Annotated in this window: 22 protein-coding genes and 2 pseudogenes; 10 read left to right on the top strand and 14 right to left on the bottom strand. The window is 55.6% G+C overall.

The window, feature by feature from the left end:
• The first annotated feature begins 115 nt into the window (after positions 1-115).
• Positions 116-1,534 carry an MFS transporter gene (locus ELQ88_RS30410; RefSeq protein ID WP_138969163.1) on the top strand — a complete coding sequence of 473 codons (1,419 nt, stop codon included), beginning with the start codon at positions 116-118 and terminating at the stop codon, positions 1,532-1,534.
• Between the two features lie 62 nt (positions 1,535-1,596).
• Here ELQ88_RS30410 and gabD read toward each other — a convergent pair whose 3' ends face one another.
• The 7 genes from gabD to ELQ88_RS30375 form a co-directional block, all read right to left on the bottom strand.
• Positions 1,597-3,045, bottom strand: coding sequence for an NADP-dependent succinate-semialdehyde dehydrogenase (gabD, locus tag ELQ88_RS30405; protein ID WP_138969162.1), 1,449 nt, complete (start codon positions 3,043-3,045; stop codon positions 1,597-1,599).
• A gap of 223 nt (positions 3,046-3,268) precedes the next feature.
• Positions 3,269-4,291, bottom strand: a complete 1,023-nt coding sequence (gene dmpG, locus ELQ88_RS30400) for a 4-hydroxy-2-oxovalerate aldolase (RefSeq protein ID WP_138969161.1) — start codon at positions 4,289-4,291, stop codon at positions 3,269-3,271.
• A 10-nt stretch (positions 4,292-4,301) separates the two neighbouring features.
• Positions 4,302-5,237 (bottom strand): acetaldehyde dehydrogenase (acetylating), encoded by a 936-nt coding sequence (locus ELQ88_RS30395; protein WP_138969160.1) that lies wholly within the window; start codon positions 5,235-5,237, stop codon positions 4,302-4,304.
• A 32-nt stretch (positions 5,238-5,269) separates the two neighbouring features.
• On the bottom strand, positions 5,270-6,064 hold the full coding sequence (mhpD, locus tag ELQ88_RS30390) for a 2-keto-4-pentenoate hydratase (RefSeq protein WP_138969159.1): 795 nt from the start codon (positions 6,062-6,064) through the stop codon (positions 5,270-5,272).
• Positions 6,065-6,114: 50 nt separating this feature from the next.
• The gene (locus ELQ88_RS30385) at positions 6,115-6,972 is read right to left on the bottom strand and encodes an alpha/beta fold hydrolase (RefSeq protein WP_138969158.1); all 858 of its coding nucleotides are present in this window, start codon (positions 6,970-6,972) and stop codon (positions 6,115-6,117) included.
• Between the two features lie 39 nt (positions 6,973-7,011).
• Positions 7,012-7,953 (bottom strand): 3-carboxyethylcatechol 2,3-dioxygenase, encoded by a 942-nt coding sequence (locus ELQ88_RS30380; protein ID WP_138969157.1) that lies wholly within the window; start codon positions 7,951-7,953, stop codon positions 7,012-7,014.
• A gap of 1 nt (position 7,954) precedes the next feature.
• Positions 7,955-9,628 carry a bifunctional 3-(3-hydroxy-phenyl)propionate/3-hydroxycinnamic acid hydroxylase gene (locus ELQ88_RS30375; RefSeq protein WP_138969156.1) on the bottom strand — a complete coding sequence of 558 codons (1,674 nt, stop codon included), beginning with the start codon at positions 9,626-9,628 and terminating at the stop codon, positions 7,955-7,957.
• A 250-nt stretch (positions 9,629-9,878) separates the two neighbouring features.
• On the opposite strand from ELQ88_RS30375, the gene ELQ88_RS30370 reads away from it, so the two are divergent.
• The 7 genes from ELQ88_RS30370 to mdtD all read left to right on the top strand — a co-directional run bounded on the left by ELQ88_RS30370 (position 9,879) and on the right by mdtD (position 16,410).
• On the top strand, positions 9,879-10,709 hold the full coding sequence (locus ELQ88_RS30370; RefSeq protein ID WP_138969155.1) for a DNA-binding transcriptional regulator: 831 nt from the start codon (positions 9,879-9,881) through the stop codon (positions 10,707-10,709).
• Positions 10,710-10,869: 160 nt separating this feature from the next.
• Positions 10,870-11,730, top strand: coding sequence for an alpha/beta hydrolase (locus ELQ88_RS30365; protein WP_138969154.1), 861 nt, complete (start codon positions 10,870-10,872; stop codon positions 11,728-11,730).
• Positions 11,731-11,798: 68 nt separating this feature from the next.
• Positions 11,799-12,374, top strand: coding sequence for a VOC family protein (locus tag ELQ88_RS30360; RefSeq protein WP_138969153.1), 576 nt, complete (start codon positions 11,799-11,801; stop codon positions 12,372-12,374).
• Positions 12,371-13,234 carry an alpha/beta hydrolase gene (locus ELQ88_RS30355; protein WP_138969152.1) on the top strand — a complete coding sequence of 288 codons (864 nt, stop codon included), beginning with the start codon at positions 12,371-12,373 and terminating at the stop codon, positions 13,232-13,234. Before ELQ88_RS30360 ends, ELQ88_RS30355 begins: the two co-directional genes overlap by 4 nt.
• 47 nt (positions 13,235-13,281) lie before the next feature.
• Positions 13,282-14,085 carry a 2-oxo-hept-4-ene-1,7-dioate hydratase gene (gene hpaH / locus ELQ88_RS30350; RefSeq protein ID WP_138969151.1) on the top strand — a complete coding sequence of 268 codons (804 nt, stop codon included), beginning with the start codon at positions 13,282-13,284 and terminating at the stop codon, positions 14,083-14,085.
• Positions 14,086-14,097: 12 nt separating this feature from the next.
• A complete protein-coding gene (locus ELQ88_RS30345) occupies positions 14,098-14,934 on the top strand; it encodes an aldolase/citrate lyase family protein (RefSeq protein ID WP_138969150.1) in 837 nt (278 codons plus the stop codon).
• 93 nt (positions 14,935-15,027) lie between these two features.
• Positions 15,028-16,410: a multidrug transporter subunit MdtD gene (gene mdtD, locus ELQ88_RS30340; RefSeq protein WP_138969149.1), complete on the top strand. Its 1,383-nt coding sequence runs from the start codon at positions 15,028-15,030 to the stop codon at positions 16,408-16,410.
• Positions 16,411-16,840: 430 nt separating this feature from the next.
• On the opposite strand, the gene ELQ88_RS30335 is transcribed toward mdtD, so the two are convergent.
• The 6 genes and pseudogenes from ELQ88_RS30335 to ELQ88_RS30305 all read right to left on the bottom strand — a co-directional run bounded on the left by ELQ88_RS30335 (position 16,841) and on the right by ELQ88_RS30305 (position 22,599).
• Positions 16,841-17,116 (bottom strand): hypothetical protein, encoded by a 276-nt coding sequence (locus ELQ88_RS30335; protein WP_138969148.1) that lies wholly within the window; start codon positions 17,114-17,116, stop codon positions 16,841-16,843.
• Positions 17,113-18,093 carry an integrase domain-containing protein gene (locus ELQ88_RS30330; RefSeq protein WP_138969600.1) on the bottom strand — a complete coding sequence of 327 codons (981 nt, stop codon included), beginning with the start codon at positions 18,091-18,093 and terminating at the stop codon, positions 17,113-17,115. Before ELQ88_RS30330 ends, ELQ88_RS30335 begins: the two co-directional genes overlap by 4 nt.
• On the bottom strand, positions 18,071-18,430 hold the full coding sequence (locus tag ELQ88_RS30325) for a hypothetical protein (RefSeq protein ID WP_138969147.1): 360 nt from the start codon (positions 18,428-18,430) through the stop codon (positions 18,071-18,073). The genes ELQ88_RS30330 and ELQ88_RS30325 overlap by 23 nt, the downstream gene beginning before the upstream one ends.
• Positions 18,414-19,814, bottom strand: coding sequence for a YfjI family protein (locus ELQ88_RS30320; RefSeq protein ID WP_138969146.1), 1,401 nt, complete (start codon positions 19,812-19,814; stop codon positions 18,414-18,416). The genes ELQ88_RS30325 and ELQ88_RS30320 overlap by 17 nt, the downstream gene beginning before the upstream one ends.
• Before the next feature lie 1,035 nt (positions 19,815-20,849).
• Positions 20,850-21,432, bottom strand: a pseudogene (locus tag ELQ88_RS30310) (KUP/HAK/KT family potassium transporter); the annotation flags it as partial.
• A 264-nt stretch (positions 21,433-21,696) separates the two neighbouring features.
• Positions 21,697-22,599, bottom strand: a complete 903-nt coding sequence (locus ELQ88_RS30305) for a phytanoyl-CoA dioxygenase family protein (protein ID WP_138969145.1) — start codon at positions 22,597-22,599, stop codon at positions 21,697-21,699.
• Positions 22,600-22,850: 251 nt separating this feature from the next.
• Here ELQ88_RS30305 and ELQ88_RS30300 point away from each other — a divergent pair, with 251 nt between their 5' ends.
• Both ELQ88_RS30300 and ELQ88_RS30295 read left to right on the top strand, forming a co-directional pair.
• Positions 22,851-23,543 (top strand): helix-turn-helix transcriptional regulator, encoded by a 693-nt coding sequence (locus ELQ88_RS30300; protein ID WP_064679816.1) that lies wholly within the window; start codon positions 22,851-22,853, stop codon positions 23,541-23,543.
• Between the two features lie 220 nt (positions 23,544-23,763).
• Complete coding sequence (locus tag ELQ88_RS30295; protein WP_161599996.1) at positions 23,764-25,215, top strand: APC family permease; 1,452 nt, start codon at positions 23,764-23,766, stop codon at positions 25,213-25,215.
• 159 nt (positions 25,216-25,374) lie between these two features.
• On the opposite strand, the pseudogene ELQ88_RS30290 reads toward ELQ88_RS30295, so the two are convergent.
• Positions 25,375-25,662, bottom strand: a pseudogene (locus tag ELQ88_RS30290) (transposase); the annotation flags it as partial.
• Positions 25,663-25,825: the final 163 nt, after the last annotated feature.

The raw sequence follows: 25,825 nt of genomic DNA, 5'->3' as shown, positions 1-25,825 counted from the left end.
GTGCACGAGATGGCAGTTGGTCCTATCGTTTCTTGAAAAACGCCGCTTAAATCAGCAAGCCAAATGAGGGCCTTCCTTCAACACCACTTAATAAATAAAAAAATGGTGACTGCTGATGAACATGATAAATACCAATCGATTTTCCACGCACTGGTGGGAAAGGATCGAGCCTTGGTGGATGGTGCTTGTATTGCTGATGTTTTACGTCATGTCGATACTTGATCGACTGGTGCTGAACATGCTGGTGGTGCCGATCCAACAGGACATGGGTTTTACCGATGTGCAAATAAGCCTGATTATCGGACCAGCGTTTGCCGTCGCCCACGGTTTATTTGCTTACCCGCTGGGCTGGGCCTGTGACCGTTTTTCTAGACGCAAGGTGCTATTCGGCGGCTTCGCTATCTGGTCGATAGCTACCGTGTGTGCAGGTCTGTCCAAATCCTTTCCGGCCCTGTTTGCCAGCCGGGTAGCTGTCGGTGCTGCAGAGGCATCATTGATGCCTGCGGCGTATTCGATGATTGCCGACCGTGTGCCGCGCCACCGCATGACCACGGCCATGTCGATTTTCGGCATGGGGCCCAAATTGGGCAATGCCTTTGCGTTCGGTGTTGGTGGCTGGGTCATCGCTTATACCGCCAGCGTCGGCAGCATAAATTTTCCATTGCTTGGTGAAATGAATGCGTGGCGTTCGGCGCTCATTCTGCTAGGGGCGCCGGGTGTACTGCTGGCGTTGCTGGTATTCAGTTTTTCCGAACCGCTGCGTAAAGGTGCCTCGGATGTCAGCCTGCGAGTAAAAAACGTCGCGTGCAAAGTAGGCGAGATCGCCTTTAAAGACTATGTAACGCAACGAAAGGGCTTGTACAGTTTGCTGCTTCTGGGTTTTTCCTGCACTACCCTGGCGGCAATGGCATCTCTGGCTTGGGGCCCGACATATATTACCCGCCATTTTGGGTTGTCTCCCAAGGAGTATGCTCCAGCTTTGAGCATGCTATACGCCGTCGGGGCTTTCTCAATGATCCTCAAAGGACTGTTCATTGACTGGATGGTCAAGCGCGGTTACAAGGACGCGCATATCCGTTTCTACACCTTTATCCTCGTCCTTTCGCTGCCTGCCATGGGCGTTGCTTTTACCACCAATGACTTTAATGTGTTTGTTGTTGCTTATGCGGTACTGGATATCATCCTGCTGAACTCGGTGTTCTACGTTTCGGCAACCATTCAACTAATGGCGCCTAGCCACTTGCGTGGGCGAGTCATGGGTATGTTCATTCTTGTAGTGGGTACTGTGGCGCCGACCATTTCTCCGACATTGGTAGCGATCATTACCGAGCACGTGTTCAAGGATCAGGCCATGCTTGGCTATTCACTTGTCAGTGTTTCGGCTACCAGTGTAGTTCTGGCGATCTTGGTGTTGGGTTTCTCCCTGCGCTACCTGCGTCCGGAGATGGACAAGGTAGCCCGGGAATATGATGAAGCGGCCGCAACTGAAGCCAAATTTCAACAAGCAGACCCGCAACCTACCTTAGCGCGTTAAGCGTTCAAACAGCGCGCATCAAAAAACCCGCAACCAGTGCGGGTTTTTTGTTGCCTTTGCGCTTATATCGAAAGGCACATGTATTTGATTTCCAGGTAGTCCTCGATACCGTACTTGGAGCCTTCACGGCCCAGACCCGACGCTTTGATGCCGCCGAACGGCGCCACTTCGTTTGAGATCAGCCCCGTGTTGACACCGACCATGCCGTATTCCAGGGCTTCACCCACCCGGAACACGCGGCTAATGTCACGGGAGTAGAAATACGAAGCCAGGCCGAACTCGGTGTCATTGGCGCGTTCGATAACTTCAGCTTCGTCCTTGAAGCGGAATACCGGGGCCAGTGGGCCAAAGGTTTCATCCTTTGACACCAAGGCGTGATGCGGTACGTCGACCAGGATGGTCGGCTCGAAGAAGCTCCCACCCAGGGCGTGAGGTTTACCACCCAGTAGCACACGCGCACCCTTGGCGACTGCGTCATCAATGTGCTCCTGCACTTTAGCCACGGCCTTTGCGTCGATCAGCGGGCCGGTGCTGGTGCCGCTGTGCAGGCCGTTACCGATCTGCAGTTTGGCCACCGCCACGGCTAGCTTGGTTACGAAAAGTTCGTATACGCCGTCCTGCACATACAAGCGGTTGGCGCATACGCAGGTCTGGCCGTTGTTGCGGAATTTGCTGATCAGCGCGCCCTCAACGGCAGCGTCCAGATCGGCGTCGTCGAACACGATAAAGGGCGCGTTGCCGCCCAGTTCAAGCGACACCTTTTTAATATCCTTGGCGCACTCAGCCATCAGCTGGCGGCCGATTTCGGTGGAGCCGGTGAAGCTGAGCTTGCGCACGATCGGGTTGCCGGTCAGTTCGCCGCCAACTTCGCCAGCGCTGCCGGTGACCACGTTGAACACGCCTGCGGGGATACCAGCCCGTTCAGCCAATTCGGCCAGTGCCAGGGCCGAGTAGGGGGTTTGCGAGGCAGGTTTGAGCACCATGGTGCAACCGGCGGCCAGCGCTGGACCGGCTTTGCGGGTAATCATCGCGCAAGGGAAGTTCCACGGTGTTATGGCCGCTGTCACGCCGATAGGCTGCTTGATAACCAGCAGACGCTTGTCGACCTGGTGCCCTGGAATGGTGTCACCGTAGACGCGCTTGGCTTCTTCGGCGAACCACTCGAAGAAGGAGGCGGCATACACCACTTCGCCCACTGACTCATGCAGCGGCTTGCCTTGCTCCAGGGTCATCAGACGGCCCAGATCGTCTTTGTGTTCGAGCATAAGCTCGTACCAGCGGCGCAATTTGGCACCACGCTCTTTGGCGGTCAGGGCACGCCAGGACGGCAGGGCGCGGTTGGCCGCTTCAATGGCGCGAGCGGTTTCGGCACGACCCATTTTCGGCACGCTACCAAGTATCTCACCGGTCGCCGGGTTATTGACGTTGAGGGTCTGGTCGTTGTCGGCATCAGCCCATGCGCCGTCGATATAGGCTTGCTGGCGGAACAGTGAAGGGTCTATCAATTGCATCATCAGACTCCAGCGCGCAGGTATCCCTGCAGATAGAAAAAGTCGTGACAGGCTCGACGTAACGGGGGGGCGAAGGGTTAATCAGTAGAAGGGTGGCTGCGCCGAGGGACCAGGAAAAAATCTCCTGCGAGGCGATGACATTTCCTGGCGCCAAAGCCAACTTGCCCCGGCACTGAAGACCTGGCCCTTTTGCAGCTGGCCCGCTACGGAGTAAGCCAGGGGATTAACGTTGTTTGAGCAGATCCAGCGCCACGTCGACGATCATGTCTTCCTGGCCACCCACCATGCGGCGGCGTCCCAGTTCAACCAGGATATCCAGGGTCTTGAGGCCGTACTTGGCCGCAGCCATTTCGGCGTGACGCAAGAAGCTGGAGTACACGCCTGCGTAACCGAGACCGAGGGTTTCACGGTCAACCCTTACCGGGCGGTCTTGCAGCGGACGTACCAGATCGTCGGCAGCATCCATCAGGCGATACAGGTCGGTGCCGTGGTTCCAGCCCATGCGCTCCGCGGCAGCGATGAATACTTCCAGGGGCGCGTTGCCAGCACCTGCACCCATACCGGCCAGGCTGGCATCGACACGGTCACAGCCTTCCTCGACCGCGACAATGGAGTTGGCCACGCCCAGGCTCAAGTTGTGGTGGGCGTGCATGCCGGTCTGTGTTTCAGCGTTCAGCATGGCCTTGAAGGCCCGCATGCGGTCACGGATGTCGTTCATGCTCATAGCGCCACCGGAGTCGGCCATGTAGATGCACTCGGCACCGTAGCTTTCCATCAACTTGCCTTGGGCGGCTAGCTGTTCGGCCGGGATCATATGACTCATCATCAGGAAACCGACGGTGTCCATGCCCAGCGAGCGCGCGTATTCGATGTGCTGTCTGGACACGTCGGCTTCGGTGCAGTGGGTGGCCACGCGCACGGAGCGAGCGCCAGCGTCGTAAGCGGCCTTGAGGTCATGAACCGTTCCGATACCGGGCAGCAGCAATACGGTGATCTTGGCATTTTCAATCACATCGGCCGCCGCTTCGATCCATTCCAGATCGGTGTGGGCGCCAAAGCCGTAGTTGAAGCTTGAACCTTGCAGACCATCACCGTGAGTGACTTCAATAGAGTCCACGTTGGCCTGGTCGAGGGCGCGGGCGATGTCCTGCACGTTCTGGATCGAATACTGGTGGCGAACTGCATGGCTCCCGTCGCGCAAGGTGACGTCGGAAATGTAGATTTTTTTGCTTGGATCAAAAATCATGGTCGTGTTCTCAGCCGTTGATCATCGAGATAGCCATACGCTCGGCGGTAGCCAGCGCGGCAGAGGTCATGATGTCCAGGTTGCCCGCGTAAGCAGGCAGGTAGTGGGCGGCGCCTTCAACTTCCAGAAAGATCGAGGTTTTCAAGCCCGAGAACTTGCCGTGGCCCGGAATGTTCAGCGGCGCGTCTTCAGGGATGACGTCAAACTGCACTTTTTGCTTGAGGCGATAGCCCGGCACGTAAGCCTTAACCGCGGCGGCCATTTCTTCGATGCTGGCTTCAACCTTCGCCTGATCGGCGGCTTCAGACAGCACGAACACAGTGTCGCGCATCATCAGCGGCGGTTCGGCCGGGTTCATGACGATGATCGCCTTACCCTTGGCGGCGCCACCCACGGCTTCAATCGCCTGGGAGGTGGTTTCGGTGAATTCGTCGATGTTGGCACGCGTGCCAGGGCCGGCCGATTTGGAGGCGATCGAGGCGATGATTTCGGCGTAGTGAACCTTGGCCACGCGGGATACTGCAGCGACCATCGGGATGGTTGCCTGGCCACCGCAGGTGACCATGTTGACGTTCAACTGATTCAGGTTCTGTTCCAGGTTAACCACTGGCACGCAATAGGGGCCGATGGCCGCAGGCGTCAGGTCGATCAAGCGGATACCGGGCTTGGCGGCGCGCAGCAAGGCGTCGTTTTGCACGTGTGCGCCAGCGCTGGTGGCATCGAAGACGAAGTCGATGTCAGCAAATTCGGGCAAATCGATCAGGCCTTGTACGCCTTCAGCAGTGGTTGCCACGCCCAGGCGCTGAGCGCGGGCCAGACCGTCGGACTTGGGGTCGATACCGACCATGGCACCCATTTCCAGGTACTTGGCGTTGCGCATCACTTTGATCATTAGATCGGTACCGATGTTGCCCGGACCGATGATCGCGACTTTGAGTTTTTTCATGGTGTTGTTCTCTTGTTCTCGCGTGATGCTGATTACTCAGCGTTGAACTGCACGGCGACTTGGCCAATCCCGCTGATCAAGGCTTCAAAATGATCGCCCGCCGCAACCGGTACCATCGGGCCCAAGGCGCCGGTCAAAATCACGTCTCCGGCCTTCAATGGCGTGCCCAGGCGTGCCATGGTCGAGGCCAACCAGGCGGCAGCGTTCAACGGATGGCCCAGGCATTCGGCACCGGTGCCTTCAGAAACCACTTCGCCATTACGGGTCATGCTCATGCGTGCATTGCGCAGGTCGATGCCTTCGAGTCGCCGCGCCGGGCCACCGAGCACAAAGCAGCCGCTGGAGGCGTTGTCAGCCACGGTGTCGACGAAGCGGATGTTCCAGTCTTTAACGCGCGAACCGACAATTTCCAACGACGGCAGCACCCAGCCGGTGGCGGCCAGTACGTCAAGGAAGGTGGTGTCGCTAGACGGCAAGTCCTTATTCAAAACCAAAGCAATTTCCGCTTCGATCTTGGGCTGCATCACGCGGCCAAAGGGCACTGTATCGCCGTCGCCGTAGCACATGTCGGCAAACAAGGTGCCGAAGTCCGGCTGATCCACACCCAGTTGAGCCTGGACTTTCTTGTTGGTCAGGCCGATCTTTCGGCCGACGATGCGGCGTCCCTCGGCTTGTGCCACCGCCACGTTCAAGCGCTGAATGGCGTAAGCGGCATCCGCCGACTCAATACCAATCTCTTCACGCAGCGGAGCAATGCCCAAGCCGCTGGCTTCGGCGCTGCGAAGGGCCGCGGCGAGTGATTCTATGGTTTTTTTCGATACGCTCATGTTCACCTCGGAGGCCTGACGAGAAGCCTGTCAGGCCGACAACTTATGGATTAGTGGGTCAGGAAGTCGAGCACCAGGCGGTTGAACTTCTCGGCGTGCTCCCACTGCGCCCAGTGACCACATTTGTTGAACACGTGCAGTTGCGAATTGAGGATGCCGGCGTTCAAGCGATAGCCTGTATCGACCGGTACAAAGCGGTCGTTACGGCCCCAAACGATCAGGGTTTCGGCGTTGATTTCATCCAGGCGCGCGCTCTGGTCGGGGAACTGCTTGGGATGCGCCTGGAGGCTCTTGACGAAGTTTTCCAGATGGTCCGGGCGAGCCAGCAGGTTGGTCAGGCGCGCTTGCATCAGGTCTTCGGTCAGGTCGCTGGCGTCGTAGACGAACACGTTCATCATGCGCTTGAGGTTTTCCAGCGTCGGTTCTCGGTACAGCGCGCCGATCAGCTTGATGCCTTCGGTCGGCATCGGCACGAACGAGCTCACGCCGCCGGTGCCGCCGCCCATCAGGACCAGCTTGTCGACGTTGTCCGGGTTGGCCAAGGCAAAGGCCACGGCGCTGTGGCCGCCCATGGAGTTGCCGAGCAGGGAGATCTTGTTGATGCCCAGTTGGTCGATCACGGCCTTGACCACGCGGCCGTTGAGCTCGGAGCGCGACTCGGCGCAGACGACCGTGTCGGTCTTGCCCCAGCCCGGGCAGTTGATCAGCAATACGCGAAAACCGGCGTCGATCAGTGGATCGATGTTGCGGTTGAAATTGGCCCAGCCGGTGGCGCCGGGGCCAGAGCCGTGCAGCATGACCACCACGTTGTTACCGTCGCCGATATCGTTGTAATGGATGTTTAGCGTGCGGCCTGCGTCTTCAATGTTAACGAAATGGCTGGTGTTTTCTTCGTTGAAGCGGCTCATCAAAGTGTCCTCTAAATGGGATGCGTAAACCGGTGGGTCCTAACGCAGGCGGGCGCTCAGGGCGCCAAAGCCGGCGATCCACTCCGGGATTTCGCGGTAATAACGGTTGCTGGCCTCGTAAGGGCCAAAGGCTTGAAGGGCGGAGAACGCGGCGACCCAGGTTTTGACTTCGTGAGTGGACTTGCCGGCCAGGGCCGAGAGGTGAGCGTTACTCACACTATCGAGCTCGGCCAGTTCGCCGCGGCTCAACGTGTCAAGGAACTGCTGATCCCACTCGGGGTTGAGCGGGTGCAGCGAGTTCTGATCTTCGACAAAACGCCGTGCCGCTTGAATCACCCGCTGGGTGCGCGCTTCACGTTCATCCTCCGGAAGGACACGGCCGCTGCCCTTCAGGCGATCGGCCATATGGGCATTGGCGGTGGCCAACTCAGGCACCGGAGGTTGATGCGACAGCCCGCCCGAACCGATGATCAATACCCGTTGGTTCAGAGTGCTCGCCCACTGGCCAATCGCCTGGCCGAGCAGGCGTGCGCGCTGGAAGCTAGGTAGCGGAACGGCGACCGAGTTGATAAACACCGGGATCACCGGGCATTTATTTAGCGCACCAAAGAAAAACTCCAGCGGTTGTGCCGCGCCGTGGTCGAGCTGCATATCGTAAGACACCGCGGCATCAACCCCGGACTCGAGCACAAAGCTGGCGCAGTCCTCGGCCAGCACTTGGGGCACGTTGAGATTGCCGGCCAGGGTGCCGAAATCGCCGATGGCGTGGGCACCCATACCAATGCAAAACGACGGCATCACGTCATAGAAAAAGCCATTGTAATGATCGGGCGAGAACAGAATGACCAGCTCTGGATCGAAGGTGGCGATACGTTCACGCGCAGCCTTCACTACCACGTCGACCTCATCCAGCACATCCTGGTTCGGGTCGACATGACCGACCAGCGGGGTGTGCGACAAACACTCCAGCAGCACAGTCATGTCAGGCCACCTCGCTTTGTGCTGGGCTCTTAACGGCCACCGGGGTGGCGCTTAACTTGCTCAGTACTAGCGTGCTGGCCTTGCCCAATGTCTGCGGGATACAGAGGCTGGCGATGAAACGATCAGGACGTAGCACCACCACCGAGGCGGGGTACTGTGCGAACCATGTTTTCAGACTGTTGTTGAAGTCGCCGACACTGATCACCCCTTCCACCCGAGGGCGCTGTGCTTTCAGTTGGACGGCAGGCAGAACCTGGATAAAACGGGTACCCAGTTGCTCGTAGGCCGCGATTTGCTCTTGCGTCAGTCCCCACTTTGGATTGCTGCCCCAAGACAGCACTGCGAAGTTCGCGCCAATCACTTCATCAAGCAGTACCTTGCGGCCGTCTTCGAGTTCAACCATTGGCTGAATAAACATGCGGCCCACTGGCGAGTTTTTGATCTCGTCACTGACCACCACGCCTTTGGTGTATTTGGGCATCGGTTTGAAACGCATTTCCAGGAAGTAGCGCTTAACCGGCGGCAAATAATTGAGCAGCCACGACACGCCGTCACGCAAGGTGCCCTGCCAGCGCTTGGGTGGCGCCAGGACGTGCCCGGCGAGTACAGAAAGATCGATCATCGCTTTTGCGTGATCACGCCGTTCCACTTCATAGGTGTCCAACAAGCTTGGCCCTGCCAGTCCTTTAACGACCAACGCGAGCTTCCAGGCCAGGTTGCTGGCATCCCGCATCCCGCTGTTGTAACCCTGGCCTTGCCATACCGGCATGATGTGCGCGGCATCGCCAGCCAGCAGCACCCGCCCCTGACGGAATTGACCGGCCAGGCGTGCGTTGTGGGTATAGACGCGGCTGCGGATCAGTTCTATGCGATCGGGGTTGGGCAGCACCTTGGCCAACAGCTTGCGCATGTTCTCCGGTTTGCTCAGCTCAGCTTCCGTTTCGCCGGGCATGACCATGAATTCGAAACGGCGCACACCATGAGGCAGGGCAGCGGAGACATAAGGACGCACTGGGTCGCAGCACAGGTAGATATGGGGCGTGCTCAGAGGGTCGTTGGCAATGTCGACGACAATCCACTGATTCGGCGCCGTTTTACCGTCAAAGCTGATGTTAAGGGTGCGGCGTACGTAGCTGTTACCGCCGTCGCAAGCGACCATGTAACCGGCCCGCACGGTTTCTTCGCTACCGTCGGCTTTTTTCATGCGCAGGCTGACGCCATCACCGGTTTGGCTGAAATCGATCAGGTCGCGGGAGAACAGTGTGCGCACGTTGGCAAAGCGCTGCAGGCCTTTGAACATGACGCCGTCTACTTGCGGCTGAATGAAGGCGTTGCGGCGCGACCAGCCGAACTCCTCTGTCATCGGTTGTATGTCGGCGAAGCAACGGCCTTTAGGGGTCAGGAAGCGCATCGCGTGCCAAGGCGTAGTGTGCGGCAGCACCTGATCGACCAGGCCGAACGCCTGGATGGTACGCAACGACTCATCGTCGATACCAATGGCGCGCGGGTAGTCGATCAAGCTGTCGAGCTTTTCGATCACCAGGACTTCAACACCCATTTGACCAAGGTAATTGCTGATAGCCAAGCCAACGGGGCCAGCCCCTATCACAACGACATCGGCTTGGTAGTCGATGGTTTGCGCGTGAGCGGTAGTTTCGTTGGGTGTTGTTGTCATGTGTGGTCTCCGCCATCTTGAAATTAAGCTCCGCCGGGATTTAGGCCGCTAGCTTGTGCACTCCTTGCACCTGATTCAGGTGTTAACCCCATAGCTGCAAGTGCTGCGCGTTTTAAATAAAACACCGCGTCAATTAACGATTGCCGTTGTTTTTTTGTGTGATCGAGTATAGGAATAAGAAAAAACTGCCAGCAATGGGAAAGCTATTTCGTGTGCACTGAGTGCACATCAGCATGAGGCCGTAAATTCCATGACCCAAGAAAAAGAAACGGAATACAAGGCGGTACGCGGGCTTATCCGTGGACTGGCGTTAATCAATACGCTGAGCCACAGCGGCGGTGAATTGAGCATTAATCAACTGTCACAGCAGAGTGGTTTGCACCGCACGACTGTGCGCCGATTGCTGGAAACCCTTCAGCAAGAGGGCTACATACAGCGCAACAGCTCAGACAGTAGTCTTTACCAGCTGACATTGAGGGTGCGTGAGCTGAGCGAAGGTTTTCGTGATGAGCAGTGGATCTCGGCGTTGGCGGCGCCGCTGCTGGGTAATCTTTTGCAGAAGGTGCTCTGGCCTACTGACTTATGCACCCTGGACGGTGACGCCATGCTGATACGCGAAACCACTCATAAATTTAGTCGACTGTCGTTTCACAGTGCGATGGTCGGGCGTCGACTGCCAATGCTTCATACCTCCGTGGGTCGGGCTTATCTGGCCTTTTGTCCGGATGAAGAACGCGAAAATATTCTGAAACTCTTGGCCGCGCGCGACGATGAGGAGGGCGCGTTGGCCAGAGACCGCAGCTATATCAACCGGTTGATGGATCACACGCGAAAGGCGGGATACGGGGAAAACTACGCACACTGGCGGGTAGAAAATCGTATTGCGGCTATCGCTCTGCCCATTCACAACCAGGAACATCTCTTGGGCTGTCTCGGTCTGGTCTACATCGCCAAAGCCATGCCTATTCAGGAGGCAGCAAAGCGCTATTTACCCATGATGCGTGAAACCGTTGACCAGATCGAAACGCGCTGGAGGCAGTTTGAGGCGGGTGACCCGTCGGCTTTGATCTTGGCTCCCTAAGACCCTGTGTGCACTTAGTGCACGACATTGTCGTTTTCCGTTGCTTCTGCAAACCGCGATTGGCTACTGTTGAAGCCTGGTTTCAGTGGTACTTGTCTCGATCTAACGAGGCCGTTTCCACTCCAAGAAAATGGTTAGCCCGCTCCTCTCAAGGTGCAGAATGAATAATTATAAAAGCGTTTGGAAATACCTGTTTCGAACCCCTCATCGTCTGGATTGGGTTGATGTCAATGGGGTCGGCACCCGTTATCTGGAAGCAGGTAAGGCAGGTGCTCCGGTATTGATTCTGCTGCATGGCACTGCCGGCAGCCTGGAAAATTTTTGCGCCAACTATCAAGCCTATGCCGAGCATTTCCATGTGTTTGGGATTGATATGTTGGGCTGCGGGGCCACTGACAAGCCTGACCATGATTACCTGATCGAACACTACGCCGCACATGTAGAAGGTTTTATGCAGGCCAAAGGCATCGGCCGTGCCTCCATTGTGGGGGTGTCGTTGGGGTCTTGGGTGGGTGCAGCCGTTGCACAAACATATCCGGAGCTCATTGAGAAACTCGTCATGGTCGCTCCGGCCGGAATAATTGTTGATGCCGAAGAAGAGCGCCGTGTGGCTGAAGGCGTACGTAAGCGCCGCAGCGTGGCCGCTAGCAGTCCAACGTGGGAAACCGTGCGTGCCGCCATGGGTGGGTTGATGCTCAAGCCGGACGACTTGATCGACGACCTGATCGGTATTCGTCTGGACATCTACCAAGACCCCCGTATGCAGGCCGCCATGCCTCATCTGCTGGCCTTCTGCCTCGGTGGCCAGGATCTGTCCATTGAACAGTGGCGAGCTCTGCAATTGCCCATTCTGAGCATCGCCGCAGTCGAAGCGCCGAATATGTTCCTGCGCAATGCATACGCTATTGCAGAGACCGCACCTAACGTCACCTTGGTGGAAATGCAGGGCTGTGATCACTGGGCACAATTCGAACAGCCTGAGGCGTTCAATAAGATCAGTATTGAATTCTTGCTGGCCTGATCAGTCGTCGTTTGCTTGCCCGAGTTGTGCCAGCGTGGCATTTATTTACCTGATTTAGGACACACCCAGTGAGCCAATGGAATACACGGCCCCGCCTGACTCATGTGGGTATCTACTGTTACCGACTAGACCTGATCGTGCCTTTTTATCAACGTTGGTTCGGCATGTTGATCTCCGACCACGGAATCGCTTCATCCGGTGCTCAGGTGGTTTACCTGACGATAGACGCCGATGAGCACCATCAGATCGCGCTCATCAGTGGTCGAAATACAGCGTTGTCGGCCTTTAACCAGGTGTCGTTCCGCATCGACAGCCTGGAGCAGTTGGTCTTGCTTGCGCGGGAAATGCACGCCGCTGACGTGACGATTATTGAACAGAAGGATCATGGCAACGCATGGAGCTTTTATGTTGCCGATCCAGAAGGCAACCGGCTGGAACTCTATTGCCCAACGCCTTGGCATGTTAGCCAGCCGACCTGGTGGTCGCTGGATTTATTGACCGATGAGGCCGCGATCCTTTTTGCCAAAACCCAGGCCCTTATCCAGGAAACGCCGGGTACACGACTACGTTCCGAGTGGTCCAGTGAAATGCTGGCGAGCTTGAATGCGCGAAGTGTGCCGATGGTGAATGAGAATAAAAAATGACGGATTACCAAAGCATCTGGAAACACCTGTTCCGCACACCGCATCGCTTGGCATGGATCGACGTCGATGGCGTCAGTACGCGTTATCTGGAAGCTGGCAAGCCAGACGCCCCGGCACTCATCCTGTTGCACGGTGCTACCGGCAGCCTGGAGTATTTCTGCGCCAACATAGCGCCGCTGGCTGAGCACTTCCGAGTGATCGCCTTGGACATGATGGGCAATGGTCTGAGCGAAGCACCGGATTACCCCTACACCCCAAGCGTATACCGCCATCACGTGCGCAATTTCATGGATGCCATGCAGATCGAGCGTGCCAGTTTCATCGGTGTGGCCTTGGGGTCGGCGATTGCCATTCACCTGGCTCATCACTTTCCGGAAAGGGTGGAGAAAGTCGTGATGGTGTCTCCGGGCGCCATTGTGGTGAATGAGGCCGAAGTCGGCCAGTTTATCTCCGGGGTGAAAGAGCGCCGTGGTGCTGCTACTGAAAGCCTTACTTGGGAAAACGTCGAGAAGATCGTTTCGGCGCTGTATTTCAATCCAGAAAAAAGCCTCATGCCCGATATGGTCAGCACGCGTTTGGAGTGCTACCAAGGCGACAATCTGAAAACCCGCATGGCCAACATGATGTCCTCGGCGCAACCGGAGCAGTTCTTGAGCCACGACGAGTGGCGCGCTCTGCAAACCCCGATACTGGTTATCGCAGCGTCAAGCATCCAGCACATGTTTGTCGACAATGCGCGAAAGATCGCCGAGATCGCGCCGAACGCCTCGCTGGTAGAAATCCCTGAATGCCGTATTTGGGCGCACTTCGAGCAGCCTGAAGCCTTCCATAGCGCTGTAATCGCATTTTTAACAGCCTGATTATTTCCCGCCCCCACCGAGTTGCGGGCGTAATAAGGATAAGAACCATGTTGAATCCAGCACTGATTATCGAACTGGCCTCCGAGCTGCACCGTGCCGAGCAAAGCCGCGTGCAAATCGAACACTTCTCCAAGCGTTTCCCGGAGATGACCGTCGAAGACGGTTATGCCATCTCCCGTGAGTGGGTCAAACTCAAGTTAGCTGAAGGCCGCGTGATCAAAGGCCACAAAATCGGTCTGACCTCGCGTGCCATGCAGATCAGTAGCCAGATCAGCGAACCGGATTTTGGCACTCTGCTGGATGACATGTTCTTCTCCCAAGGTAGCGACATTCCCGTTTCGCGTTTTATTGCCCCGCGGGTTGAAGTGGAGCTCGCCTTTATCCTGGCCAAGCCGCTGAAAGGTCCGAATCTGACCATGTTCGACGTGCTGGCTGCCACTGACTATGTGGTTCCGGCGCTGGAAATCATCGACTCGCGTATCGAGCAGTTCGATCGCCACACCAAAGCACCGCGCAAGGTGTTTGACACCATCTCCGACAACGCGGCTAACGCTGGCATCGTCCTCGGAGGTCGCCCGGTCAAACCCGATGCCGTCGATCTGCGCTGGGTCAGCGCACTGTTGTACAAAAACGCCGTGATCGAAGAATCCGGTGTGTCAGCGGCCGTGCTGAACCACCCCGCGACCGGTGTGGCATGGCTTGCCAACAAACTCGCAGCTTACGGCGAGAGCCTGGAAGCAGGGCAGGTGGTGTTGGCAGGTTCCTTTACCCGTCCGATTGGCTGCGTTGCGGGTGACCACATCCACGCTGACTACGGTCCGCTGGGCAGCATTTCCTTCCGCTTTGTTTAAGTCAGGTGAAGCATGAGCCAAGTGCCACGGTTACATAATGCGTTCAAGCAAGCCCTGCGCGACGGCAAACCGCAAATCGGGTTGTGGGTCGGTCTGGCCGATGCGTATGCAGCCGAACTGCTCGGTGGTGTTGGTTATGACTGGCTGCTGATCGACAATGAGCATGTGCCCAATGACCTGCGCACGTCGCTGGCTCAGATGCAGGGCATTGCCAGCGCGGTGCATGCGGTTCCTGGTAGCGTTGATAGTCATCCGGTCGTACGTCTGCCGGTGGCCGATGCCACCTTGGTCAAGCAGTACCTGGATATTGGCGCGCAGACCCTACTGCTGCCGATGATCGATACGGCCGAACAGGCTGCTGACGCCGTGAGTTATATGCGCTACCCGCCAGAAGGCATTCGTGGGATGGGCAGTGGAATTTCCCGATCTTCGCGCTGGCACCGCTTTAGCAACTATGTCAGCGAGGCCAACGAGCAGGTCTGTCTACTGGTGCAGGTGGAGACCTGCGAGGCCATCGCCAACCTTGATGCGATCGCGGCGACTCCAGGGGTGGATGGCGTGTTTATCGGTCCGGCGGATCTGTCGGCATCCATGGGTTTCGTTGGCCAAACGTCACACCCACAGGTCTGTGCGGTTATCGACGAGGCTATTGGACGTATCCGTAAAGCAGGTAAGGCCGTGGGTATCCTCTGCGCCAATGAAGAGCTCGCCAAACACTACCTTGAGCTCGGCGCGCAGTTTGTAGCCGTGGGCGTCGATACTTCGCTGCTCAACGCCGCCGCCAAAGGTTTGCTGGCGAAGTTCAAAGATGTCGCGCCAATAACACCGGTATCCAGTTCCGGTTATTAAGACGCCGCTGCGCTAATCGCAGGCCACGCAACTCTAATGGTGCGTGGCCTGTTTCGCTTTTACCGACGGTAATAAAACACACAAAGGTGATAAGTGACCACACAGGCTGTGCTCGACCCTCGTACAGCACGCTTACTGCCTTGGTTGGTGGCGGTGGCGTTCTTTATGCAAGCATTGGATGGCACTATTCTCAACACCGCATTGCCGATAATGGCCATCGACTTGGGAGAAAACCCGCTGCGCATGCATGGCGTGTTGATCGCCTATCTAATTACCGTGGCCATACTGATCCCGGCTTCGGGTTGGTTGGCAGACCGCTTTGGTAGCCGCAAGATTTTTTATACGGCGATCATGTTGTTTTGCCTAGGCTCGTTGCTGTGCACCCAGGTCGATACTCTGGATTCGCTGATCATTGCGCGCATCATCCAGGCTGTGGGCGGAGCGCTGATGATGCCCGTTGGGCGGCTGGTGGTATTGCGCGCCTATCCGCGCAGCGACCTGGTGCGGGTCATGAGCTTTGTCACACTGCCTGGACTGGTCGGTCCGCTGATTGGCCCAACCATCGGCGGATGGCTGGTGGAGTACGCCAGCTGGCGCTGGATATTTGCCATCAACCTGCCCATCGGTTTGCTTGGCGCCTACGCCACTCGCAAGCTGATGCCGGATTTTCGCCCAGCCAAGCGTCCGCGCTTTGATGTGGCAGGCTTCGTACTGTTCGGTGCATTCACCCTGTCGATCATTCTTGGTATTGAAAGCCTGTCCCAGGATTCGCTACTAGCTCCGGGCTGGTTGCTTGGCATTGCGGTGGCCGCGCTGACGCTGTATTCGCTGCATGCCTCACGCAGCAAACACCCGCTTTTTGCTCTGTCGCTGTTTCGCCTGCGCAGCTTTTCCGTCGGTATCAGCGGCACCCTGATGTCGCGTTTGGGCAGTGGGGCGATGCCGTTTCTGACGCCGTTGATGATGCAAGTGGGCCTGGGCCATTCGCCCTCGGTGGCGGGGATGAGCATGATCCCGCTGACCTTGACCGGTATGGCCACCAAGCCGTTTATGAGCGGGATGATTCGGCGTTTCGGTTATCGTGCGGTGCTCAGTTGCAACACCCTGGCTCAAGGGGGGCTGATTTGCAGCATGGCACTTGTCGGCCCGCAAACATCGCTGTGGCTGATTATCGCTCTGCTGTCGCTGATCGGTGTCGCTAACTACATCCAGTTTACGGCCATGGGCACTGTGACCCTGACCGAACTGGGTGATCATCAGGCAAGCAGCGGCACCGGCTTGATGTCGGTAACTATCCAACTGTCGATTGGCCTGGCTGTTTCGATGGCTGGTGGATTGTTGGTGGCATTTAATCCGGGTGAGGGGGCGTTGGCACAACCGAGTGTCATGGATGCCTTCTCCATGGCTTATCTCAGTCTGGGTGCGTTAACCATTATGTCAACACTGCTGTTCTTGCGTTTACCGCGTAAGGTTTAGAAAAAATAAGAGAGAGAACTATGGCTGGTAGTAATCGTGAACACTCTCATTGAAATGGTTATGGAAATAACTTGAACCGTAAATCACCTATGCGGGCTTCGTAAATGCATTGAGTGGCTGCTATTGGCCGATTCTGTTGAAATAGTTAGATTGGATTTTCGCTGTAGAAAGCACGCGTCTGAAATTGAAATCCGTGTGTTTACGCAAAAGGTTCTGGGCTCAGATTTGACGTAACAGCGTGCGGAAAAGGCCTCCCCACCGCTTACCCATCTGGATATTTAAGCCGAGTCGACTGTTCTCAACAGAAACGGCCGTTTTCTGTCATTGCGGTGGTGTTTTCGAGCAGGTTTATCCGCAAGAGAATATTCATGCTGAGATAGATGAAGGCGGATAAGTGCGCCTGGACGGTTGCGTATCCATGATTCGAGAGTTAGACCAGCATTTCTCGGTCATCCCCTAATCGTTTCCAGATCAATAGGATGGTTAGCCGATAGTAATACCGAGTGGCGTCGGAGTGGTTTTTCAGGTGCTGAGTAAGAAACCAGCGCACATGCTTGAGCTGCCAGGTCCAGGGATTGTCTCGCTGCCAGCGTTGTTGAATGGCCGCTTGCATGATTCGGGCTTGCCGGAGGTGGCGTTGCTGGGTGACCTTCGACCCAGTCAGTACGCCGCTCAGGAACAGCGCCATATCGAACGGTTTGGTCACGCTCGACCACCAATGTAGGCCGACACCACATTAATCCGGTTATGCCCGAGTTCAGCGCTGATCTGTTGTCGCGCCTGTCGATCCAGGTCGCGGTCAATGCGATAGCCGTGGCCACCATTGACTGGTGCGGCGTGGCCCGTGAGCTGTTCGTAGCGCTCACAGGCGTAGGCCGCGCGCAGTTCATGAAAGCCCTTCAGCCCGTGTTCATGCAGCGTTTCGCGGGCAGGGAGCACGGTCTGTTGCAGGAACGCGGCATAGCTTTCGTCGCGGGCTAGCAAGTTGCGGCTATGGGGCGGCGACGCCTGACGAGCCAACTGCAGGGCCGCTTTCACCGCTTCATTGGCCACAACCCATCGCGGCGCCGATGCCCCTGAACGGCCGCCTTTGGTGCCGTCCTGGATGTTGATGCGGCCTAAGTGTTCGGCTTCGCGGTGCAAGCGTGGCAGGTCAGCCAGGATTGCTTCGCGCAAGCGCATACCGGTTGTTCGGGCCAACAGGACAATCGCGGCCACCCGCTCGTGTTGCTGTTCGCCAAGCGCCTCGAGTACTCGCCGCACCTGTTGTTGGTCTTGGCCATCCGGTGCGCGGGTGCGTACGCTCGAGCGCTGCTGTCCTAACGCCTGGCTCGGACTGGCGATCCTCACGTCCTGATCACCGCGCAGCGCAGCGAGGGTGCGGTTGACGCTGCTCAGGCGGTTCTGCGCGGTGGCGATGCCCAGTTCACCTTGTTGGATCTGCTGGCGCAGATACGCGGCGTAGTCGTGCAGCGTGTGTCGATCGATCTGGCGTGCATCGTTGTAACCCGGACCGTCCTCTGACCGACACCAACGCACGAATGCTTGCCAGCGATCGCTATGCGCTTTGACCGTGGCGAAGTGGCCGCCGGCAAACAGATCCTTGAGCGCTTGTGGGCCGGCGTAGCTTAGCTGGCGGCCGTAACCAAAGTTGCGACCCTCACGCCGACCGATCAGAGCCATCTTCATCACCGTTTTCGTTTGTTTGTAGAAAGAGCAGCAGGGCTTTCCAGTGGGGGCTGAGCCTGTCCACCTGCTGCCAATGTGTCGGGCGGACCAGGAGGGTGTTCTCATGGTGTTGCAGCAGTGCTCCTTCCCCACGCAATTGCTCGATCAGTCGGGCGATGTGGGTAGGGTCCAGGGGTGATGTGGCGACAGCGGCGACAGTGGCGACAACCCGCGTCGTCGCTGGCCTGGCGCGTGGCGACAGGGTGGCGACAGCGGTGGCGACACGCCGCGATTCTGGCTGTAATTGATGTTGTGCCTGGTAGCGGCGCACCGCGTCATTGAGGCGAAACATGGCGGACCTCGAACGTTTTTCCGTCGCGGCTGTTCAGCCAGCGATGCGTGATCAGCTCGACCAATAAAGAGGCGGTATGGTCAGCGCTCTTGCGGGCAAAACGAGGACCATTGCGATTGACGTCGCGGACGGTGAAGTGGGTCCAGCCTTTCTGCACCAACCAGCGCAGCAGCCGATCCGCTTCCTCGCGTCGGCTATTGACCGGCGCTTGTTCGGTCAAGCGCTGTATCTCGGCCAGGTAGTAATCCATCAACGTGGAGGCGCGCTGGATGTGTGCTTCGTCCAACGCACTGGCCTCTTCAACCATGGCCAGCACGCCCGCGATACGCAGTACATTCGCCGCGGCCTTGCTCGCGACCGGCTGGACGCCGGCCAGTTCGCCGAACTCGCCGGACTGGCACTCGATGGTGTCGTGAATATCAATCCAGGCACGACGGGCCCGGGCAGTCAGCTCCAGTGTTGCTGGATTGAGTGAGCCATCCTGGTGAAGCGACCAGGGCTTTTGCAGCAAGGCCGTGATCCTTTGTTGGTAGCGCTGGACTCGGGCATCCCGGGTCAGGTCGATCGCCTTGTAGAGTCGCTGGCCGGCCAGGCGCTCGGGCCAACTGATCAGGCAACGGCCCAGAATGCCTTGACCATTGATCACCGGGTCTTTGAGCAGCTGGTTGGCCAGGTAGGGCTGCAGCATCAGATGCAGGCTGAGGCGGCGATCATAGGCCCGTAGGCTTTCGCCGGTCATGGAGCGGGCCCGGTCGATCGGGCTGCCGTCCCACAGCAGCGACAAGGTGGTGATTGCCTTGAGCAGATTCTCTTTGCCCATGGTGCTACTGCCCAAGAACTGGCCGCCTTCATCATTGAACAAGCCCATGCTGGGCAAGCCATGGCACAGACTTTTGATTAGGGCCTCAATGGTGGGCTCGGCAATGATCAGCCTTGGCGGTACCGGCTCGGATAGTTCGCTGCCTTCCGCCGCCGCGTGTCTCTTTGCGGTTGTGGGTTTGGCCATGATGCTGCTGGCTGCGCGATAGGCTTTGAGCTTTTCCGCATACAGGGCCCACTGCTGTCGTTCCCAGTCGCGCGCCGCTTTCAGTGCGAGCTGATCCACTGCACTTTTGCGATCACCCGAGGACGCCACCGTCAGTAGGTAGAGGGACAGCGGATAGGTTCGACCGTCGAGTTGAACATTGGCATGACCCTGGCTTACCAGGGCAGCGCTGGCCAGCACCGATTGTGCAGCCATGGCGCAGGGCACGCCGATCACCTCGGCCAGTCGTTCGACCGCAAGACCCAACAGATCCCCGAGTGCTTCGACCGGGTAGGGCAGTGGTGCCTGCTGGTACTCCAGCAAGGGTTGTGGTGGCTCGAACGCTTCGCACAGTTGCATCGCTATTCTCCTGAGATTATCGACTTCGTCCTCACTCATCCCGCCACGGTTGTTGAGTGTTATCAGGGATCAAGGCCCCTGCGACCTGTGAGGGTTGTCCGCTAGCGCGGGACTGACGGCTCCTTACGACCGAGAGCTTGGGCATCTCATGATCTGGCCTCCTGAGCACTTCCGAAGAAGTGGGCGGGTGGAGGCTGCACTGGCTGACGAGACCGGTGCGGCGAGATCCTGAGTCGGGTGAAGGCAGTGAGGCGATGACCGGGGCATGCCTGACTGTCAGTCAGGTGCAGTCCATTCCTTGGGCTGCGGCACCGTCATCGGCATCGCTGTTGCTGGTGACTTCGGTGTTTGTCACGCCGATTGTCACGAGGGGGAATGCCGAAAAGCCTTGTACGAGTTGGGCTGCAGCAACCGTACGAGCGCCCGTCTCTTTAGGGGGCAAAGAGACGGGCAAAAGGTTGGCGCAAGAAATGGCCAAGTCGATAAGTTGCTGCAGAGCAGCCAGGAGGGGACATGAGTTGCCGCAGTGGGCATTCTGGAAGAAGTGGCATCCATCACATGGCTGTGACCGTGCGAGCCGCCGAACGCTAATCGCACTTGGGGTGAACCACCACAATGTGGCGTAGCCTCAAAGGTTCTGGCTACCTGGGTGCTGTCGAGGACAGCGCTTGTACAGTTCTGGTTTAGCGCTCGTTCTGCTCGCGGTCAACAGTATTTTAGGGGCGACTCTTGCGCCAATCGGTAGTGCTAGAAAACCTTGGAATCCGGTGGCTTTCCATGGTCAGGTGGTCGTTCGTCGGTTTTTAATGTGAGCCTGCGTAGTTGCATGGACTTGACCATTTGCATTGTCACTGACCAGTCGAATTGCATTCGACCTGACCAGCACACGCCGTAGTGACGACCGGCGGAGAACGGGCCAGGAGTTGACATTCATAATGGCCGGGATCAACTGATGAAACAGATGCTGATCACAGTGGTCTTCATGCCTCTTGCTCTGCGTACAAACAAGACCACCAGTGCGGCCTTGTCAGTTCCTTACATTTCGACCTGTGTGCCCAGTTCTATCACCTGATTCAACGGCAAATTGAAGTACTTCAGGTCGCTGTTGGCGTTCTTGAGTAAAAAGGCGAACAGGCTTTCTCGCCAGCGGGCCATACCGACGCGCTTGGTCGGGATCACCGCTTCTCGACTGAGGGAAGTAGGTCGTGCGCATCGGACCGAAGTCCAGTTCAGCCAAGGGGCAGAGACTCAACGCCAAGGGGACATCGGACTCCTCGATAACGCCAAAGTGCAGACTGACCCGTAAGAACCCTTCGCCATACGTTTCAACCTCAAACCGACGGTGAGCACTGACACGAGGGCTGTCTTCAGACATCAGAGTGAGCGACACCACTTGCTCCTGCAAAACCTGGTTATGAAGCCGGTTGTGCAGCAGCGCATGCGGAACGGCTTCGGCCCTGGCCGTAAGAAACACCGCCGTGCCTTGTACACGATGGGAAGGCTGCGTAAGGATGCAGCCAATGAAAAGCGGTAGAGGAAGTGCGGCTTCGTCCAGCCGTTCAACAATGATCTTCCGACCCGCTTCCAAGTGGCATCAAAATGAAGAGGTCAATATCCAACGCTACAACATTGCACCAAGCACCGACATCCATGTCATGCACGTCGAGGCCGATGGCCCGCGCATTAGCTCGGTGAATTGAGGTCGGAAACGCGAGATTTCTTCGCCAAAACCAAGTGTAATTCAGCACATCAATACCCCGAATTGAAACCATCTCCAGGGGATCTGCGTGCGCTCGCTACCGTCGAGCTCAAATGGGGGACTTATACCCCCGAGCTTATTGCCATGCCACATTTAACCGGCGCTACCGTCACTAACGACTGCTTATTTTTTAACGTAATTATATACGCTTTTCGCAATGTTAGAAAAATGTGAGCTTTTTTCCAGAAGTTCAATAAAGAATTTCTGATCAAATGGTTCTTCAGGATAAAGCGCTACACGCGGATCCTCAAACTCCCTAACGTAGCCCATACTTGCCGCACCCATTTCGTAGCCAATTAATCGCTGAAGGTCATCGGGAAAGGTCTTAGCAACCTCTATTGGGATTGAAAGATATTGGTTCTCCTCTTGACGAACCCAGCCGACGCAGTAATCAATGTTCAGCGCTCGGCGGCTTGCCTTGGATTTGTTTTCTCCGCCCCCGTGAATAGTTTTACCGGTATAAACCAATACAGAGCCTTTCTTCATCTCGGCAGCAAGCGAGTCGGCTTGTGTGAAACTAAGTGGAAGCAAATTATGCTTGTGGCTACCTGGTATAACCCGGGTGGCGCCATTTTCCTCAGTGAAATCGTCCATCGCCCAGATTGTACTTACTTCAATATGGAAGTTCACAGGAAAATGATCATACCAGTCCCACGCGCCCTCATCTCGGTGCAAAAACTGCGCTTTCTGTCCAGGATCTATGCAAATGACCTGTGTGAGATTGAGTTGGATGTTAGACGAGTTTCTGCACAAAAATTTCCTAGTTGCGCCGAGTACGGTGGGGTGCATGACCATCGCGTGAGATGCTGTTGATCTTCCAGGAACGGCACCGCAGCGACGCGTGAGTTTGCCTACAGCATTATTCTCTCCCTCGGGTGTGCGTTCTAGATACGGCTGGATTTGATCATTAACTGTATCTACGATTTCATCGCTTACGGCATTGTCGATAATGCAATACCCATCCGAATCTAAACAGTTTATTACTTCATCAATGGAGCAGTTTGCAGGGAGGTGGATAAGAGACATAACTTCTCCGAAGTTCTAAAAATGACGTATATTTGAATTTTCACATAAGCTGTTGATAAGCCTATGTGAACATGTTACGTGATACATCAACCTAAAGGATGAGGAGGCAATATTAATACTCATCGAATGGCACGGGTTGTGCTTACCTTCATAAGCTAAAGACTGCAATACATAACGCAGCGATTAAGCTCCATAATAAGGCAAGCGCTTACGCTGCGCCCCAAAACCGTGCAATATATTGAGGTGTTAGAATGCAGAAGGCAGAGTTCGGTACAAGATGTCATGATTTTGCTCAGAAAACTGTCTCTTTCCTAAAGAACACAAGTGGCTGCACCGCCGTCGTCTTTACTTGGTATGAAAATCACAAAACCAAGCCCCCACATGTGCAAGCTGGTGCTGACGAACGCATGATCACCGAGTATTATGATCGCTACCACGGCGCAGATCCTCTCCGTGCAGAATTATTAATTCAGAGCTCCAGCTGTTTTGAAACGCTTTCCAATGCCAAAACAACCCACGATCAATATCTTCTAGAAGAATATCAGCCATTTCTTCATAAATATAACATCCATGAGGAAATGGATTTAATTTTCTGGGCCGGCGGAACAGCCGTTGCTTCCGCTGCGTTGCTTCAACAAGAGGATGGGCACAGATTGAATCCCCCATATCTTAGAGAGGTCTACAATTATCTACAGTATACCTTTTCCATTCTGCCAGCAGTCCGGCTCTTAAATTTAAATAGTGAGCTGGAGTTACGATATAAGCTTACACCTAAAGAGAGGGCGGTAGCCGAGTTGATGGTTGCGGGCGAGCCGAATAAAGCTATAGCTTCCCGGCTTGATATGGAGTTGCCAACGGCAAAAACGCATGTATTGCACATATTTCAAAAACTTCAAGTTGAAAGTAGAGCTAAGGCAATTGCACTGTTAAGCGGTGTGCAATGAAGTTGAACGCCTGTACGGCTGTAGGCAATAGAAAATGGGCAGCGCTAGCTGGATAGGTCATCTTGTAAGTCATCTCATCCCTAAGGTTGATGTGGCGTAGAGCAAAAGCACGGATAGTCATCTGACGGCATGATGGTTCGCTTATACAACTATTCTTCTAAAGCGGTTTACTCCACATACCAACGCTGCCAGTTTTCGTGCATAATCGATGGTGATGCTAATGACAACTTCAGACGGGACCAGACTGCCCATAAATGCAATGGCAGAGCGTGAACAATACGCACCTGAGACTAAGCAGCTAAAAGGAAAGATGTCGAGCTGGGAGCTGCTTTGCTCAGTTCTGGCATTTGCCGCACCGGTAACTTCGGTAACCAGCTTGATTCCATTTGTAATCCAAGGCGGCGGAATCGGCGCCCCCGCTCTCATTCTTGCCGCTACAGTCTTAATGCTGATGTTTAGTATTGGTTTTGTAGCGATGTCTGGATATGTTTATAGGCCTGGAGCTTTCTATGCTTATGTGACCCATGCATGCGGGGTCAATATAGGACAAGGTACGGCGTTCGTCGCCATATTTGCTTATTTTACGCTAGGTTTCTGTACCATTGCCCTAATTGGCCCAGTGCTTTCGAGTTTTCTTTCTGACGTATTTGGCATTACAGGTATACCTTGGTATATAGGCAGCGTACTCGCCTTTGCAACCAGCGGTGTATTATCCTACCTCCGGATTGACCTATCCGCAAAGGTGCTAACTATTACCATGTTCGTAGAGATTGCATTGGTCCTTGCGTTTAATTTAATTGTCCCTATCACACAAGGAGTAACCAATATTTCTTTGGCGCCGCTTTCGCCTACCCACCTATTTGATGGGGACTTTACTGTGGCCTTCCTATTTTCAATTATCATTTTTATTGGCTTTGAATCGACAGCTGTCTACCGAGATGAAGTACATAACGCCAAAAAGACGATTCCCTTCGTTACTTATGCTGCGGTACTATTTATCGGTATTTTCTACGCTTTTAGCGCTTGGATGACGATTGCGGCGTATGGGACAGAGGAGGTTATGTCTGCCGCATCTAAAGATGCATCAAGCCTATTTCTGAATGCCATGGCTACCTATATGGGCAAAACTAGCGTCGACATCACACGAGGTGTACTTATCCTTTCTGCGATAGCCTGTTTGCTTTCGCTGCACAATGCGTTAGCCCGCTACATCTATTCGTTAAGTCGAAACGGTGCGATCCACCGTAAATTTAGCCAAGTCCATCCTAAGCACATGTCACCTCACGTAGCTAGTTTAACATGCACAGTGGGCTGGGCGATTGCTACCACGATTTTTATCAAAGCCGACCCCTCTGTCCTGTACGCCCAAGTTGGTGGTGTTGGTACATATGCAATGCTTATTCTTATGAGTTTGACTAGCGGCGCGGTTCTTTACTTTTTTATCAAGCGTAGAGCTTTTAGCTTCAAAACTACCGTATGCCCACTGCTTGCTCTTATCGGCATCGCTGGTTTTACGCTCATGACGACAGTGAATTTTCATCTACTAACCAATGGCGAGCCGGGTTCAGGGATTTGGCTCCAGCTACTGATTCTGGGGATGTTTGCTTATGGCTACCTTTCGGCGCTATTTAACAACCGAAAAGGTCATATTGCTAGTGATGTAGCTCTTTAGATAGATCCGTCCCGGCGGCAGACGGTTCGCCATTAGAAATGGCTGATACCGTGGCATTCACGGCGAACCGGTGGGCACAATTATTATACAAGCGCATGCCCTCTGGCTCGATGATTTTAGGCACGTCAGGATTGTAGAAGAGTTGCCTGAACTGACGGCGACGCTGCGAATGGATTTGCCGTTGTCTTTGCGAAAGTCGGCGATGCTTTGGAAATCAGGAGCCAAATGCCCCGTCAGCCACATCAACTCGACGTTGCACTCGGCCTCACGTTCAAGCCTGCGACTGGAATGAATCCGATTGAGATAGCCGTAGATATAGATCTTCAACAAGATTGCGGGAAGGTTAGGCCGGACACCCCGTTGCAGCAGGATCAACACCTACAAACCCAAGTGCACCCGAGAGTTCATCTACGAAACGTCGACCACTCGCACTGGGTTTTCTTCGGCAGAACAGCCTTTACTGGGTCAGTTTTCGGTCAGCGGCAACACCTAGAAGGCTCTGCGGACATTCAGGATTTCAATCTCCGACGGGTACTTTTCTGCTTTCGAAAACACGGCCGACTTTTTCAACACAATCGGTCGGTTGCAGTCCTTCAGTGCTTGGCTGACA

Source organism: Pseudomonas sp. MPC6 (assembly GCF_006094435.1).
Lineage (GTDB): Bacteria > Pseudomonadota > Gammaproteobacteria > Pseudomonadales > Pseudomonadaceae > Aquipseudomonas.
Note: the sequence above shows the minus strand (reverse complement) of the source record. Positions and strands in the feature narration are given on the sequence as shown.

Coding starts and splice junctions, on each gene's coding strand:
- mhpD (WP_138969159.1), bottom strand. CDS start 6,064: ATGAGCGTATCGAAAAAAACCATAGAATCACTCGCCGCGGCCCTTCGC.
- ELQ88_RS30370 (WP_138969155.1), top strand. CDS start 9,879: ATGACCCAAGAAAAAGAAACGGAATACAAGGCGGTACGCGGGCTTATC.
- ELQ88_RS30375 (WP_138969156.1), bottom strand. CDS start 9,628: ATGACAACAACACCCAACGAAACTACCGCTCACGCGCAAACCATCGAC.
- ELQ88_RS30385 (WP_138969158.1), bottom strand. CDS start 6,972: ATGAGCCGCTTCAACGAAGAAAACACCAGCCATTTCGTTAACATTGAA.
- hpaH (WP_138969151.1), top strand. CDS start 13,282: ATGTTGAATCCAGCACTGATTATCGAACTGGCCTCCGAGCTGCACCGT.
- ELQ88_RS30380 (WP_138969157.1), bottom strand. CDS start 7,953: ATGACTGTGCTGCTGGAGTGTTTGTCGCACACCCCGCTGGTCGGTCAT.
- ELQ88_RS30365 (WP_138969154.1), top strand. CDS start 10,870: ATGAATAATTATAAAAGCGTTTGGAAATACCTGTTTCGAACCCCTCAT.
- ELQ88_RS30355 (WP_138969152.1), top strand. CDS start 12,371: ATGACGGATTACCAAAGCATCTGGAAACACCTGTTCCGCACACCGCAT.
- ELQ88_RS30305 (WP_138969145.1), bottom strand. CDS start 22,599: ATGTCTCTTATCCACCTCCCTGCAAACTGCTCCATTGATGAAGTAATA.
- gabD (WP_138969162.1), bottom strand. CDS start 3,045: ATGCAATTGATAGACCCTTCACTGTTCCGCCAGCAAGCCTATATCGAC.
- ELQ88_RS30320 (WP_138969146.1), bottom strand. CDS start 19,814: ATGCAACTGTGCGAAGCGTTCGAGCCACCACAACCCTTGCTGGAGTAC.
- ELQ88_RS30325 (WP_138969147.1), bottom strand. CDS start 18,430: ATGTTTCGCCTCAATGACGCGGTGCGCCGCTACCAGGCACAACATCAA.
- ELQ88_RS30295 (WP_161599996.1), top strand. CDS start 23,764: ATGACAACTTCAGACGGGACCAGACTGCCCATAAATGCAATGGCAGAG.
- ELQ88_RS30410 (WP_138969163.1), top strand. CDS start 116: ATGAACATGATAAATACCAATCGATTTTCCACGCACTGGTGGGAAAGG.
- ELQ88_RS30330 (WP_138969600.1), bottom strand. CDS start 18,093: ATGGCTCTGATCGGTCGGCGTGAGGGTCGCAACTTTGGTTACGGCCGC.
- ELQ88_RS30395 (WP_138969160.1), bottom strand. CDS start 5,237: ATGAAAAAACTCAAAGTCGCGATCATCGGTCCGGGCAACATCGGTACC.
- dmpG (WP_138969161.1), bottom strand. CDS start 4,291: ATGATTTTTGATCCAAGCAAAAAAATCTACATTTCCGACGTCACCTTG.
- ELQ88_RS30345 (WP_138969150.1), top strand. CDS start 14,098: ATGAGCCAAGTGCCACGGTTACATAATGCGTTCAAGCAAGCCCTGCGC.
- ELQ88_RS30300 (WP_064679816.1), top strand. CDS start 22,851: ATGCAGAAGGCAGAGTTCGGTACAAGATGTCATGATTTTGCTCAGAAA.